Raw genomic sequence first — 14,638 nt, forward strand, 5'->3', positions numbered from 1 at the left:
ACACGCCCCCCACGCCTCCCTGCGCATGCCCCAGTCGCTCGCACGGGGGCCGCGCATGGGCCGAACTCCTGCGCCTGCCCGCCCTGTTCAGCGTCCCCGGAGACGCCCTGGCCGGCACGGCCGCAACCGGCGCGTCCCCCAACACCCGCACCCTGCTCGCCATCGCCTCCTCCCTCTGCCTGTACGAAGCCGGCATGGCCCTCAACGACTGGGCCGACCGCGACGTGGACGCCGTCGAACGACCGCACCGCCCCCTGCCCTCCGGCCGCATCCGGCCTGCAGCCGCCCTCACGGCGGCCTGCGCCCTGACCGGAGCCGGACTGGCCCTGGCCGCCGGGGCGGGCCGCCCGGCCCTGGCCGTCGCCGCACCCCTGGCGGCGACCGTCTGGGCGTACGACCTCGGCCTCAAGCACACCCCCGCCGGGCCCGTGGCCATGGGTACGGCACGCGGCCTCGACCTGCTCCTCGGAGCCGCGGCCACGAGTGGCAGCACCCGCCGGGCCCTGCCCTCCGCCGCCCTCCTCGGCACGCACACCGTCGCCGTCACCACGGTCTCCCGCCAGGAGGCCGAGGGCGGCTCACCCGTGCCACCTCTCGCGGCCCTCGCGACAACGGCCCTGCTGACCCGACTGGTGACGCGGCACTCGTCAGAGCTGCCGGGAGGCAGGGGGCGGTCAGTCGTCCACGGGCTGACGCGGGGCCGTCGGCAGGCGACCTTCCACGGCCCGGCAGGTCCCCGAGCGAGCCGGCTCCCGGCGCGGAACTCCGCAGCGTTGCTCACTACCGCCCTCGGTGCCGCCTATGCCGCGACGACCGCCCGCCCCTATTTCCACGCCACCTTGAATCCCTCACCTCCTCTCACCCAACGCGCCGTCGGCGCCGGCATCCGCGCCACGATTCCCCTCCAGGCCGCCCTCACCGCCCGCTCCCGGGGCACGGCGACGGCACTTCTCGTCGCCGCCCTCGCCCCCCTCGGAGCCCGGTTCGCCAAGAAGGTGAGCGTCACATGAGCGGCGAATCCCGCGCGGCCTCCGAATCCCGGGCGGCCTCCGAATCCCGGGCTTCCGAGTCCCGGGCTGCCGAATTCCGGGCCGCCGAGTCCCGGGCTTCCGAGGCCCGGGCCGCCGCATCCCGGGCCTGCGAGTCCCGGGCCTCCGAATCCCGCCCGGCCTCCGAGTCCCGGGCCTCCGAGTCCCGGGCCTCTGAATCCCGCGCGGCCTCCGAAGGCCGTGGCGGGGCGTCAGGTGCCCCGGACACCCGGGCCTCGGCCGCCTCGCCCGGCGCGGTCGCCCAGGCCGCCGCCTCGCCGCACACCACCGGCGCCCCTCCCGCTGCTCTGCCTCCCCTGCGCTTCGGCTACGGCACCAACGGTCTCGCCGACCTCCGGCTCGACGACGCCCTCGGCCTCCTCGCCGACCTCGGCTACGACGGCGTCGGACTGACCCTCGACCACATGCACCTCGACCCGCTCGCCCCCGACCTCGCCGCCCGTACCCGCCGGGTCGCGCACCGGCTGGACGCGCTCGGGCTGGGCGTCACCCTCGAGACGGGCGCCCGCTACGTCCTCGACCCCCGCCGCAAGCACGGCCCGTCCCTGCTGGACCCGGACCCGGACGACCGGGCCCGCCGCGCCGACCTCCTCGTCCGGGCCGTCCGGGTCGCCGCCGACCTCGGCGCCCACGCGGTGCACTGCTTCAGCGGTGTCGTCCCGGAGGGCACCGACACGGACACCGCGTGGAAACGCCTCGCCGAGACCCTGACTCCCGTCCTGGACGTCGCCGCCTCCGCGGGCATCCCGCTCGCCGTCGAGCCCGAGCCCGGCCACCTCCTCGCCACCCTGGCCGACTTCCATCACCTCCGCAGGGCCCTCGGCGACCCCGAACCCCTCGGCCTCACCCTGGACATCGGCCACTGCCAGTGCCTCGAACCCCTTTCTCCCGCCGACTGCGTGCGCGCCGCCGCGCCCTGGCTGCGGCACGTCCAGATCGAGGACATGCGGCGCGGTGTCCACGAGCACCTCCCCTTCGGAGACGGGGAGATCGACTTCCCGCCGGTCCTGGTGGCCCTCGCCGCCACCGGCTACCAGGGCCTGACCGTCGTCGAACTGCCTCGCCACTCCCACGCCGGCCCGCACTTCGCCGCGCACTCCCTCCCGTTCCTCCGCCACGCCGAGCGGACCGCGGCCACCTTGCCGCCTGCCACCGCTCCGGCCCTCCAGCAGGCCGCGCCACCCCACGGCGCTCCCTCCGCCACCCCTGAGGGGAGCAGCACCAGATGACCCGTCCCCGCGCCACACCAGCGGCGAGAACCGAGAACAACATCCAGAGCACCGAGGCAGCGCCGGGCCTCGAGGACACGGATCGAAGCACCGACGGGAGCACCCCCGACCGGAGCGCCACCGACAGGGGCACCACCAACCCGAGCGCCCCCGACCGGAGCGCCACCGACAGGGGCACAGACCCGCGCGCCACCGACCGGAGCACCCAGACCCCGCGCGGCGACGCCCTCACCCGCACCCGCCACCCCACCCAGGACACCGCTCCCACCCCCTCGCTCGCCGACCTCCGTCACCACCTCACCACCCACCTCGACCCGGCCGCCCGCATCTGGCTCGACCACGTCCTCGACGAGGCCGCCGCCCACCCCGGCATCCACGGGCCCATCTCCGTGTGGGAGCTGCGTCTCGCCGAAGCCGGTCGGCGCTGCGGTGCCGCGCACGCCGACGCCGCACGTGTCCTCATCCTGGACGCGGCCCAAGCCGGCATCGACGCCCTGACCCGGGTGTACTTCCAGGGCACCGCCGACGAACGCCGGGCCGTGCTGCACGCCCTGCCCCACCTCGTCTCCGGACCGGGCGCGCTCCCGCTGATCGAGGACGCCCTGCGCACCAACGACACCCGGCTTCTCAGCGCCGCCGTCGGCCCCTACACCGCACGGCACCTGACCGCCCACGCCTGGCGGCACGCCGTGCTGAAGTGCCTGTTCACCGGCGTCCCGGTCGACCACGTGGCGGATCTGCCCCGGCGCGCCGCCGGCGACGGCGAACTCGCCCGGATGCTGGCCGACTACGCCGCGGAACGCACCGCCGCCGGCCGCACCGTCCCCGAGGACCTGCACCGCGTCCTGGACCTGACCGAGTCCGTCACCCCGGCCCCTGTCACGGACCACCCCCACGGCAAGGAGTCCTGATGCGCATCTTCGACCCCCACATCCACATGACGTCCCGGACGACCGACGACTACGAGGCCATGTACGCCGCCGGTGTCCGCGCCGTCGTCGAGCCGTCCTTCTGGCTCGGCCAGCCGCGCACCTCGCCCGCCTCCTTCCGCGACTACTTCGACGCCCTCCTCGGCTGGGAGCCCTTCCGCGCCGCCCAGTACGGCATCGCCCACCACTGCACGATCGCCCTCAACCCCAAAGAGGCGAACGACCCCCGCTGCCTGCCCGTTCTCGACGAGCTGCCCCGGTATCTCGTCAAGGACAACGTCGTGGCGGTGGGGGAGATCGGCTACGACTCCATGACCCCGGCCGAGGACACGGCACTCGCCGCGCAGCTCCAGCTCGCCGCCGACCACGGCCTGCCCGCCCTCGTGCACACGCCGCACCGCGACAAACTCGCCGGGCTGCGCCGCACCCTCGACGTCGTGCGGGAGTCCGCACTGGCTCCGGACCGGGTCCTGGTCGACCACCTCAACGAGACCACCGTCAAGGAGGCCAGGGACAGCGGCTGCTGGCTGGGCTTCTCCGTCTATCCCGACACCAAGATGGACGAGGAACGCATGGTCGCGCTCCTGCGCGCCTACGGCACCGAGCAGGTCCTGGTGAACTCCGCCGCCGACTGGGGAAAGAGCGACCCCCTCAAGACCCGCAAGGTCGGCGACCTGATGCTGGCCGAGGGCTTCGACGAGGACGACGTCGACCAGGTGCTGTGGCGCAACCCCGTCGCCTTCTACGGGCTCAGCGGCCGCCTGAACCTCGAGGTCACCGGCACGGAGGCCACCCACGAGGGCAACTCCGTCCTCCGCGGGGCCCCCAAGGATCCGCTCGAGCCGGACCCCGGCCCGGGCACGCCGGCTCCCGTCCCCGCCGCGGAGGCGTGAACCATGCGCTTCCGCCACCCCGACGGCTCCACCGTCCACCTCGCCTACTGCACCAACGCCCACCCCGCCGAGACACTCGACGGTGTTCTGGCCCAGCTCCGCGACCACTGTGAACCCGTCCGCCGCCGCCTCGGCCGCGACCGGCTCGGCATTGGACTGTGGCTCGCCAAGGACGCCGCCCACGCCCTCGTCACGGACCCCGCCGCGCTGCGCGGCCTGCGCACCGAACTCGACCGGCGCGGCCTCGAGGTCGTCACCCTCAACGGCTTCCCCTATGAGGGCTTCGGCGCCGAGGAGGTCAAGTACCGCGTCTACAAGCCGGACTGGGCCGACCCGGAACGCCTCGACCACACCACCGCCCTGGCCCGCGTCCTCGCCGGGCTCCTCCCCGACGACGTCACCGACGGGACCATCTCCACCCTGCCCCTCGCCTGGCGCACCGCGTACGACGACGAGCGCGCGCAGACCGCCCGCACCGCGCTGCGCACCCTCGCCGAACGCCTCGACGCCCTCGAGGAGCTGACCGGCCGCTCCATCCGCGTCGGCCTGGAGCCGGAACCCGGCTGCGTCGTCGAGACGACCCGCGACGCCATCGCCCCGCTCACCGCGATCGGCCACGACCGCATCGGCATCTGCGTCGACACCTGCCATCTCGCCACCTCCTTCGAAGATCCGCACACCGCTTTGGACGCCCTCACCGCAGCCGGCGTCCCCGTCGTCAAATCCCAGCTCTCCGCCGCCCTGCACGCCGAACACCCCCATCTCCCCGAGGTACGCGAGGCCCTCGCCGCCTTCGCCGAACCCCGCTTCCTGCACCAGACCCGCACCGCCACCGCCGCCGGCCTGCGCGCCACCGACGACCTCGACGAGGCCCTCGCCGGACACGCCCTGCCCGACGCCTCACCCTGGCGCTCCCACTTCCACGTCCCCCTGCACGCGGCCCCCGCCGCGCCCCTCACCTCCACCCTCCCGGTTCTGAAACCCGCACTCACCCGGCTCGTCGGCGGCCCGGTCCCGCTCACCCGCCACCTGGAGGTCGAGACCTACACCTGGCAGGCCCTCCCACCCGAGCTGCGCCCCAAGGGCCGCAGCCAGCTCGCCGAGGGCATCGCCGCCGAACTCACCCTCGCCCGCGACCTGCTGACCGACCTCGGCCTGAAGGAGCTGCCGTGAGCACCGGCCCCCTGGAGCAGCCCGGCCCGGCCGCGACGACCCGCCCCACCCCGCTCCTCGTCCTCGACGTCGTAGGCCTCACCCCCCGTCTCCTCGACCACATGCCCCACCTCAAGGCGCTCGGCCAGTCCGGCTCCCGCGCCCCGCTCGGCACCGTCCTGCCCGCCGTCACCTGCGCCGCCCAGTCCACGTTCCTCACCGGCACCATGCCCTCGGAGCACGGAATCGTCGGCAACGGCTGGTACTTCCGCGAACTCGGCGACGTCCTGCTGTGGCGCCAGCACAACGGGCTCGTGGCCGGCGACAAGATCTGGGACGCCGCCCGCCGCGCCCACCCCGGCTACACCGTCGCGAACATCTGCTGGTGGTACGCCATGGGCGCCGACACCGACATCACCGTCACCCCCCGTCCGGTCTACTACGCCGACGGCCGCAAGGAGCCCGACTGCTACACCCGGCCGGCCGCACTGCACGACGAACTCACCGACAAACTCGGCACGTTCCCCCTGTTCCACTTCTGGGGTCCCGGAGCCGACCTCGTCTCCAGCCGGTGGATCATCGACGCGACCCGCCACATCATCCGCACCCGGCACCCCGACCTGACGCTGTGCTACCTCCCTCATCTCGACTACGACCTGCAGCGCTTCGGCCCCGACGACCCGCGCTCCCTGAAGGCGGCCGCCGATCTGGACGCCGCCATGGCCCCGCTGCTGGACGACGCCCGCGCCGAGGGCCGTACCGTCGTCGCCCTGTCCGAGTACGGCATCACCCGCGTCAACCGGCACGTCGACATCAACCGCGCCCTGCGCCGCGCCGGTCTGCTGGAGGTGCACACGCAGGACGGCATGGAGTACCTCGACCCGATGGCGTCCCGTGCCTTCGCGGTCGCCGACCACCAGATCGCCCATGTCTACGTGCGCCGCCCCGAAGACCTCGACGCCACCCGGGCCGCACTCGACGGCCTGCCCGGCATCGCCCAACTCCTGGACGACGAGGGCAAGAAGACCCACCACCTCGACCATCCGCGCGCGGGCGAGCTCGTCGCCGTGGCGGAACCCGACGCCTGGTTCACGTACTACTACTGGCTCGACGACGACCGCGCGCCCGACTTCGCGCAGCTGGTCGAGATCCACCGCAAACCCGGCTACGACCCGGTCGAACTCTTCATGGATCCCCTCGACCCGTACGTCAAGGTCAAGGCGGCCACCGCACTGGCGCGCAAGAAGCTCGGCATGCGCTACCGCATGGCGGTCGTGCCCCTGGACCCCTCACCTATTCGCGGCAGCCACGGCCGCCTTCCGCAGAGCGACGACGACGGTCCGCTCCTCATCTGCTCCACCCCCCATGCTGTCGGCGACCGCGTCGCGGCCACCGATGTGAAGTCACTGCTGCTCCGACTCGCCGGTCTGGCCTGAGGCCACAGCCCTCAGTACCGACTGGTCACAAGTGAAGCACTCACCACTGACAACGCCCCGCGATCACGAGGAGTTCCACGCATGAGCCGCTTCTCCCAGCCCGACCCCGAACTCGGCCACCGCCTCAGCAGACGAGGCATGCTCGGCGTGGCCGCCGGCGCCACCGCCGCCGCCCTGCTCGGTGCCGCCGCCCCGGCGAACGCCGCCACCGGCACCACCACCGCCGCAGGCAACGCCACGCCCACCACCGCGTCCGGAGCCAAGGGCCGCGGCCGCCCCGTCCTGCCGCCCGGCCGCCTCGGCATCCAGCTCTACAGCCTGCGCGACAAGGTCTCCACGCTCGGCTTCGGCCCCGTCTTCGCCGAACTGGAGCGGTACGGCTACGACGAGGTCGAGTTCGCCGGATACACCCAGGGCTCCGCCGGCCCCATCACGCTCGCCCAGCTCAAGCGGCTGGCCCGCAACCACGGCCTGAACCCGATCGGCAGCCACGTCGGCTACTACTCGAACGACCCGAACGCCTACACCTTCGCCCAGAACCTCACCAAGGTCCTCGACGACGCCCAGGCCCTCGGTCTCAAGCACATCGGCACGGCCTCCGGCCCGTTCCGCTACGGCTCGACCGTCGACGCCTGGAAGCGCGCCGCCGAGGACTTCAACACCTACGGCGCGGCGGCGCGGGCCCGCGGCATGAAGTTCTACCAGCACAACCACTCGGAGGAGTTCTCCTTCGCCACCGACAATCCCAAGGTCCGCCTCTACGACATCCTGCTCAAGGAGACCGACCCCGACCTGGTCCACCTGGAGATGGACATCTACTGGGCGTACGTCGGCCAGTTCCGCTTCTCCAAGCGGCCCGACGGCACGCCCGCGCCGTTCGAGCCGCTGAACTACGTCCTGCGGCAGCCGGACCGCTATCCGCTCTTCCACGTGAAGGACGGCGAGAGCGACCCGTCGAACCCGTACGGCTACAACATGACCGACGTCGGCGACGGCGACATCGACTACCAGCGGTTCATCTCCGCCGTGACCCGGCTGCGGGGCCACCGCCTGTCCCACCACTGGCAGGCCGAGCACGACAACCCGGCCGAGTCCCTGACGTTCGCCCGCCGCTCCAGCGCGCACCTGCACTCCCTGAGGGAGAAGTGCTGACGGGGGTGTGCTGACCGGCGTACGGACATGAGGAGGCCCCTCCCGGACCGGGAGGGGCCTCCTCATGGATGAACAGGAACGCGGACAGCCCACGCCGAAATGTCAGGCTGTGTCCTCGCCGAGCGGTTGGGGGTTGGGGGAGATGCGGCGCGTTTCCTTGTCGCGTCCCGGCGGGGTGAGGAACAGCGCCACGCAGCCGGCGAAGAGGGAGATGGAGCCGGCCAGGATGAAGGCACCGGAGTGCCCCCAGGCACCGACGACCACGGCACCCATGCCGGCGCCCAGGCCGGAGACGAGCTTGGCGCTGTAGACCATGCCGTAGTTGGACGCGTTGTTGTTCTCACCGAAGTAGTCGGCGGTGAGGGCGGCGAACATCGGGAAGATCGCGCCGCCGCCGAAGCCGGAGATCGCGGAGAACACCAGGAACAGCGTGAGGTGTTTGCTCTCGGCCGACCAGAGGATGCCGTACTGGGCGAGGCCCAGGATGAGACAGACCACGAGCAGGCACCGCTTGCGGCCGTACAGGTCGGAGAGCCAGCCGATGACACCGCGGCCGGTGCCGTTGACGACCGCCTTCAGGGACATGGCCGTGGCCACGATCCCGCCGGCGAATCCGGCCTCCTCGCCGATGTCCACCTGGAAGGCGATACCGAAGATGTTCACGCCGGACGTGCAGGCCAGGCAGAACCACATCAGGGCGACCCGGCCGGTCTTCCACGCCTCCTTGGGGGAGTACTGGCGCACCGCCGGCGGGTTCATCCGCAGCGAACGCGCCGCACGCGGGTCGTCCGGCGGGTTCAGCGGGTCGATCGTCGAGGGCCACCAGTTCTTCGGCGGGTCCTTGAAGAAGTAGCCGGAGAACGCGACCATCCCGGCCAGGAGCACACCCACCGAGACCAGCACCCAGCGGAAGTTGGTCAGGTCCATGTAGCCGTTGAACAGGAAGACGAAGGGCACCGAGCCGTAGGCGAAACCGCCGTTGACGAAACCGGTCTTGCCGCCCTTGCGCTCCGGATACCACTTGCCGACCATGTTGACGCAGGTCGCGTAGACCATGCCCGCGCCCATGCCGCTGAACATGCTGAAGCCTATGTAGGCGAAGACCACATGCGGTGCGAAGGCGAGGGACAGGTAGCCCATCAAAGTGCCCGTCGCGCCCAGCATCATGGCCCAGCGGGCCGGCAGTCTCCCGCTCTCACGCAGCTTGCCCGCGGGGAAGGCGATAGCGGCCTGGAAGAAGACCCAGACGGTCATCATCCAGAAGATGTGCATGCTGTTCCAGCTGTGCGCCGTGTGCAGGGTGTCCTCGGCGGACGCGAACGCGTACTCGGCGGAGGAGATGCCCATCATGCCGATCCAGGGAAGGATCACCATCCACTTGCGCTTGCGCCCCATGATGTCGATGTCGGTCTCACCGAGGCGGTAGACGCGACCGTTCGCGTCGGTGACCTCCCGGTAGGGAACCGTTGTGGGCAGATCGGTCGTTGTCATGTCGTGTCGCACCCCTTGCGTCGAAAGATCTGGCCAGCGCCCCCTGTCCCATGCCTTTCGTGCGCGTGCGGGTCCCGGGGCCGGCCGACGCGCACCGTCGGCCGGCCCCCGCTCACTCACCTCATGTACCGCCCCCCAGCCGCCCCGCCTCCCGCGCCCAGCGGTACTTCGCGCCGAGCACGGCCACCGGCTTCTCGGTCGTGTACGGGTACGCCACGACCCCGCGCTCGAAGAGGTACTGGCAGGCCTCCTCGACCTCCACGTCACCCGCGAGCGACGCCACGACGGGCTTCTCGATCCCGCGCTCCCGGAACTCGGCCACCACGCGCGCGGTGAGCTCCGCGAAGACCATGGGAGGAGTGACGATGGTGTGCCAGTAGCCGAGGACCAGTGCGTGGATGCGCGGATCCTCCAGTCCCAGCCGGATCGTCGCCTCGTACGTCGACGCTGGCTCGCCCCCGGTGATGTCCACCGGGTTGCCCGCGGCCCCGAAGGGCGGGATGAACTTCCGGAACGCCTCGTCCAGATCCGGCGGGATCTCCATCAGCGACAGGCCGTTGTCCGTCACCGCGTCGGAGAGCAGTACGCCACTGCCTCCGGCCCCGGTGATGATCACGACGTTGTCGCCCTGGGGAGCGGGCAGCACCGGCAACGCGCGCGCGTACTCCAGCATGTCGTTCAGGCCCGGCGCCCGGATCACCCCGGCCTGCCGCAGGATGTCGTCGTACACGGCGTCGTCACCGGCCAGGGCGCCGGTGTGCGAACCGGCCGCCTTGGCACCCGCCGCCGTCCGCCCGGCCTTCAGCACGACCACCGGCTTCTTCGGCACGGTCGCCCGGGCGGCCTCCACGAAGGCGCGGCCGTCCTTGAGGTCCTCCAGGTGCATCGCGATGCAGTCGGTGCGCGGATCCTCGCCGAACCAGGTCAGCAGGTCGTCCTCGTCCAGGTCCGACTTGTTGCCGAGACCGACGATCGCCGACACACCCGTCTTGGTGGTGCGGGCGAAGCCCAGGATGGCCATCCCGATGCCGCCCGACTGCGAGGTCAGCGCCACCCCGCCCTTGACGTCGTACGGCGTGCAGAACGTGGCGCACAGGTCCTGCCAGGTCGAGTAGTAGCCGTAGATGTTCGGCCCCAGCAGCCGCACACCGTGCCGCTCGGCGATCTCCACGATCTCCGCCTGGAGTTCGTGCTCGCCGGTCTCCGCGAAACCGGAGGGGATCAGCACGGCGTTCGGGATCTTCTTGCGTCCCACCTCCTCCAGGGCCGAGGCCACGAACTTGGCGGGGATCGCGAAGACCGCCACATCCACCTCACCGGGAACGTCCGTGACACTCTTGTACGCCTTGCGGCCCAGAATGTCATCGGCCTTGGGATTCACCGGATGGATGTCCCCGGCGAAACCCCCGTCGATAAGGTTGCGCATCACCGAATTGCCGATCTTGCCCTGCTCGTTGGAGGCGCCGATCACCGCGACCGAGTTCGGCTGCATCAGCCGGCTCATCGACGCGAGGATCTCGTCGCGTGAGTACTTCCGGCGCGGCGCGGGCTGCGACTCGGCGAGGATCACCCGGATGTCGGCCGCGACGGCCCCCTCGGCCGTGGCGATCACCGGGTTGAGGTCCACCTCGGCGATCTCGGGGAAGTCCGCGACGAGTTGCGACACCCGGCGGATCTGCTCGGCGACGGCCCACCGGTCCACGCCCTCCCGGCCGCGCACCCCGCGCAGGATCTCCGCCGACCGGATCGAGTCCAGCATCGACAGCGCCTCGTCGGCGTCCACCGGTGCGAGCCGGAAGGTGACGTCCTTCAGGACCTCGACGAGGACCCCGCCGAGCCCGAAGGCGACAACTTTCCCGAACGTCGGGTCCGTGACCGCGCCGACGATGACCTCCTGCCCCTGCGGCAGCAGCTCCTGCACCTGCACGCCCGAGATGCGGGCATCGGCGTCGTAGGCACGCGCGTTGTCGATGATCGTGTGGAACGCGGCCCGTACGTCGGTCGCGCCCTCGACCCCGACGATCACTCCGCCGGCGTCGGTCTTGTGCAGGATGTCCGGCGAGACGATCTTCATCACGACGGGCCCGCCGAAGCGTGCCGCGAACGCCACGGCCTCGTCGACGTCCCTCGCCAGCTCCTCGCCCGGTACGGCGATCCCGTACGCGTCGGCGATCACCTTGCCCTCGGGCGCGGTCAGCGCGGTCCGTCCCTCGGCCCGCACGGACTGCAGGAGGGACCGCACCCGCAGGACCCGGTCTTCCGCCATCACGTCAGATCACTCCGTTCGACTTGAGCAGGCGCACTTCCTCGTCACCGAGGCCGAGTTCGCCGACGTAGACCTCTTCGTTGTGTTCGCCGAGCAGGGGCGAACTGGTGACGTCGACGGGGGAGTCGGACAGCTTGAGCGGGCTGCCCACGGTCACGAACTCGCCGCGCTCGGGGTGCGGGACGGTGACGACCATCTCGTTGGCGACCAGCGAACGGTCCTCGATGATCTCCCGGGTGGACAGGATCGGCCCGCACGGGATGTTGTGCGCGTTGAGCCGCTCCAGCACCTCCCACTTGGGCAGCGTCGAGGACCACTCCTCGATCAGCTGGAACATCTTGCCCAGCTTGGGCAGCCGCGCCTCGGGCGTCGCCCACTCGGGGTCGGCGGCCAGCTCGGGCCGGCCGATCAGCTCGCTGAGCGGCTGCCAGCCGACGGGCTGCACGATGACGTACACGTAGTCGTTCGGGCCGCCCGGCGCGCACTTGACCGCCCAGCCGGGCTGGCCGCCGCCGGACGCGTTTCCGGACCTGGGAACCTCGTCGCCGAAGTCGTCGTTGGGATATTCAGCGAGCGGCCCGTGTGCCAGACGCTGCTGATCCCGCAGCTTCACCCGGCACAGGTTGAGTACGGCGTGCTGCATGGCCACGTTGACCCGCTGCCCGCGCCCGGTGCGCTCCCGTTGGTAGAGCGCGGCGAGGATGCCCGCCACGGCGTGCACACCCGTCCCCGAGTCCCCGATCTGGGCCCCCGTCGCCAGCGGCGGTCCGTCCTCGAAGCCGGTGGTCGACATCGACCCGCCCATGGCCTGCGCGACGACCTCGTACGCCTTGAAGTTGGTGTACGGGCCCTCGCCGAACCCCTTGATGGAGGCATAGACGATCCGTGGATTGATCTCCTGGATGCGGTCCCAGGTGAAGCCCATCCGGTCCACCGCGCCCGGGCCGAAGTTCTCGACCATGACGTCGGAGCGCCGGATCAGCTCGGTGAGGATCTCCTTGCCGCGCTCGGTCTTGGTGTTGAGGGTGATGCTCCGCTTGTTGCAGTTGAGCATCGTGAAGTAGAGGGAGTCGACGTCCGGGAGGTCACGCAGCTGCTTGCGCGTGATGTCGCCGGCCGGAGCCTCCAGCTTGACGACGTCCGCGCCGAGCCAGGCGAGCAGCTGGGTCGCCGACGGCCCGGACTGGACGTGAGTCATGTCCAGGACGCGGATGCCTTCGAGGGCCTTGGTGGACGGAGAAGTCATCGGGGCACCTCACTTGTACATGGTCTGGTTCATGGTTCCGGGGGCGTACGCGTCCGGGTCCACCCAGACGTTGATCAGCGACGGCTTGCCGGACTCGCGGGCGCGCCGCAGGGCCGGGCCGATGTCGGCGGGGTCGCGGACCTCCTCGCCGTGGCCGCCCAGCATCCGGGCGAACTCGTCGTAGCGGACGTCGCCGAGGGTGTTGCCGATCCGCTCGCGTTCCTTGCCGTACTTGGCGGCCTGGCCGTAGCGGATCTGGTTCATGGAGGAGTTGTTGCCGACGATGCCGACGAACGGGAGGTCGTAGCGGACGAGGGTCTCGAAGTCCCAGCCGGTCAGGGAGAACGCGCCGTCGCCGAAGAGCGCGACGACCTCCTTGTCGGGCCGCGCCTGCTTGGCCGCGAGCACGAAGGGGACGCCGACGCCGAGCGTGCCGAGGGGGCCGGGGTCCATCCAGTGCCCGGGCGACTTGGGCTGCACGACCTGCCCGGAGAAGGTGACGATGTCGCCGCCGTCGCCGATGTAGATGGAGTCCTCGGTGAGGAAGTCGTTGATCTCGCTGACCAGGCGGTAGGGGTGGATGGGCGAGGCGTCGGACCTCAGGTTCGGCAGCCGCTTCTCCAGAGCGGTCTGCTCGGCTGCCCGCAGTTCGTCCAGCCACTCCTTGCGCTTGGACGCACCGCCGTTGATGCGCCCGGAAACGGCCTCGGTCACGGACTTCAGCACCAGCCCGGCGTCGCCCACGATGCCGAGGTCGATGTCGCGGTTCTTGCCTACGGTGCGGTAGTCGAGATCGATCTGCACGACGGTCGCGTCGGGGGACAGCCGCTTGCCGTAGCCCATGCGGAAGTCGAAGGGGGTCCCGACGATGACGATGACGTCGGCGCCTGAGAAGGCGTACCGGCGTGAGAGCTGGAAGTGGTGCGGATCGCCGGGCGGGAGGGTGCCGCGTCCCGCGCCGTTCATGTAGGCGGGGATGTTGAGGGTCCTGACGAGCTCGATGGCCGACTCGGTGCCCCGGGTCGTCCAGACCTGGCTGCCGAGCAGGATGGCCGGCTTCTCGGCGTGCACCAGCAGGTCGGCGAGCTTCTCGATCGCCTCGGGGTCGCCGGCCGAGCGGGTCGAGGCGCGGTAGGCGCCCTCCTGCGGCACGCGCGCCTTGGACGCGGGCACCTTGGCGTCCAGCACATCGCGCGGGATCTCCAGGAAGGAGGGGCCGGGCGCGCCGTGGAAGCACTCGCGGAACGCCATGGACACCATGTCCGCAGCGCGCGCCGTGTCGGGCACGGTCGCCGCGAACTTGGTGATGGGGTTCATCATGTCGACGTGCGGCAGGTCCTGGAGGGACCCCATCTTGTGCTGGGTGAGGGCCCCCTGACCGCCGATCAGCAGCATCGGGGACTCGGCGCGGAAGGCGTTGGCCACACCGGTGACGGCATCGGTCGTCCCCGGGCCCGCGGTGACCACCGCGCAGCCGGGCTTGCCGGTGATGCGGGCGTAACCGTCGGCGGCGTGGGCGGCGACCTGCTCGTGGCGTACGTCGACGACCTCGATGCCCTCGTCGACGCAGCCGTCGTAGATGTCGATGATGTGGCCGCCGCACAGGGTGTAGATGCGGTCGACCCCCTCGGCCTTCAGCGCCTTGGCTACGAGATGACCACCGGAAATCAAGTCCTGGGTGTCGTCGGGCATGGCGAAGTCCTGTCCCTTCGTAGGGGGTTGGAGCGGCTCGCGGTACATTGCATACAGTCGACGAATACTGTATGAAGCTTGTTATCCCGCATCCGGTGGGTGG

11 protein-coding genes are annotated in these 14,638 nt (G+C 71.1%); 7 read left to right on the forward strand and 4 right to left on the reverse strand.

What is annotated here, in order from left to right; all coding sequences use genetic code 11:
- Positions 1–68 precede the first annotated feature (68 nt).
- From IGS69_RS29215 to IGS69_RS29245, 7 genes are all read left to right on the forward strand, one after another.
- A complete protein-coding gene (locus IGS69_RS29215) occupies positions 69–1,010 on the forward strand; it encodes an SCO3242 family prenyltransferase (RefSeq protein WP_232543810.1) in 942 nt (313 codons plus the stop codon).
- A gap of 326 nt (positions 1,011–1,336) precedes the next feature.
- Positions 1,337–2,278: a sugar phosphate isomerase/epimerase family protein gene (locus IGS69_RS29220; protein WP_190904689.1), complete on the forward strand. Its 942-nt coding sequence runs from the start codon at positions 1,337–1,339 to the stop codon at positions 2,276–2,278.
- Between the two features lie 41 nt (positions 2,279–2,319).
- On the forward strand, positions 2,320–3,189 hold the full coding sequence (locus IGS69_RS29225) for an EboA domain-containing protein (RefSeq protein WP_232543811.1): 870 nt from the start codon (positions 2,320–2,322) through the stop codon (positions 3,187–3,189).
- A complete protein-coding gene (locus IGS69_RS29230) occupies positions 3,189–4,100 on the forward strand; it encodes a TatD family hydrolase (protein ID WP_190903461.1) in 912 nt (303 codons plus the stop codon). Before IGS69_RS29225 ends, IGS69_RS29230 begins: the two co-directional genes overlap by 1 nt.
- Positions 4,101–4,103: 3 nt before the next feature.
- Positions 4,104–5,273, forward strand: a complete 1,170-nt coding sequence (eboE, locus tag IGS69_RS29235; protein ID WP_190903462.1) for a metabolite traffic protein EboE — start codon at positions 4,104–4,106, stop codon at positions 5,271–5,273.
- On the forward strand, positions 5,270–6,688 hold the full coding sequence (locus IGS69_RS29240; protein ID WP_232543671.1) for a nucleotide pyrophosphatase/phosphodiesterase family protein: 1,419 nt from the start codon (positions 5,270–5,272) through the stop codon (positions 6,686–6,688). Before eboE ends, IGS69_RS29240 begins: the two co-directional genes overlap by 4 nt.
- 81 nt (positions 6,689–6,769) lie before the next feature.
- On the forward strand, positions 6,770–7,840 hold the full coding sequence (locus IGS69_RS29245) for a sugar phosphate isomerase/epimerase family protein (protein ID WP_190903463.1): 1,071 nt from the start codon (positions 6,770–6,772) through the stop codon (positions 7,838–7,840).
- Between the two features lie 102 nt (positions 7,841–7,942).
- Here the strand turns inward: IGS69_RS29245 and IGS69_RS29250 are convergent, their stop codons facing one another.
- The 4 genes from IGS69_RS29250 to IGS69_RS29265 form a co-directional block, all read right to left on the reverse strand.
- Positions 7,943–9,331 carry an OFA family MFS transporter gene (locus IGS69_RS29250; RefSeq protein ID WP_190903464.1) on the reverse strand — a complete coding sequence of 463 codons (1,389 nt, stop codon included), beginning with the start codon at positions 9,329–9,331 and terminating at the stop codon, positions 7,943–7,945.
- Positions 9,332–9,452: 121 nt separating this feature from the next.
- Entirely contained in the window at positions 9,453–11,597 is a 2,145-nt protein-coding gene (locus IGS69_RS29255; RefSeq protein ID WP_190903465.1) for an acetate--CoA ligase family protein, read from the reverse strand.
- 4 nt (positions 11,598–11,601) lie between these two features.
- Positions 11,602–12,843, reverse strand: coding sequence for a formyl-CoA transferase (gene frc / locus IGS69_RS29260; RefSeq protein WP_190903466.1), 1,242 nt, complete (start codon positions 12,841–12,843; stop codon positions 11,602–11,604).
- A gap of 9 nt (positions 12,844–12,852) precedes the next feature.
- A complete protein-coding gene (locus IGS69_RS29265) occupies positions 12,853–14,535 on the reverse strand; it encodes a thiamine pyrophosphate-binding protein (protein WP_190903467.1) in 1,683 nt (560 codons plus the stop codon).
- Positions 14,536–14,638 lie beyond the last annotated feature (103 nt).

Source organism: Streptomyces tuirus (assembly GCF_014701095.1).
In the GTDB taxonomy this organism is placed as follows: domain Bacteria; phylum Actinomycetota; class Actinomycetes; order Streptomycetales; family Streptomycetaceae; genus Streptomyces; species Streptomyces tuirus.

Bases quoted from the DNA above. Each gene is read 5' to 3' on its own strand.
- frc (WP_190903466.1), bottom strand. From the start codon at position 12,843: ATGACTTCTCCGTCCACCAAGGCCCTCGAAGGCATCCGCGTCCTGGAC.
- IGS69_RS29230 (WP_190903461.1), top strand. From the start codon at position 3,189: ATGCGCATCTTCGACCCCCACATCCACATGACGTCCCGGACGACCGAC.
- IGS69_RS29265 (WP_190903467.1), bottom strand. From the start codon at position 14,535: ATGCCCGACGACACCCAGGACTTGATTTCCGGTGGTCATCTCGTAGCC.
- IGS69_RS29245 (WP_190903463.1), top strand. From the start codon at position 6,770: ATGAGCCGCTTCTCCCAGCCCGACCCCGAACTCGGCCACCGCCTCAGC.
- eboE (WP_190903462.1), top strand. From the start codon at position 4,104: ATGCGCTTCCGCCACCCCGACGGCTCCACCGTCCACCTCGCCTACTGC.
- IGS69_RS29250 (WP_190903464.1), bottom strand. From the start codon at position 9,331: ATGACAACGACCGATCTGCCCACAACGGTTCCCTACCGGGAGGTCACC.
- IGS69_RS29255 (WP_190903465.1), bottom strand. From the start codon at position 11,597: ATGGCGGAAGACCGGGTCCTGCGGGTGCGGTCCCTCCTGCAGTCCGTG.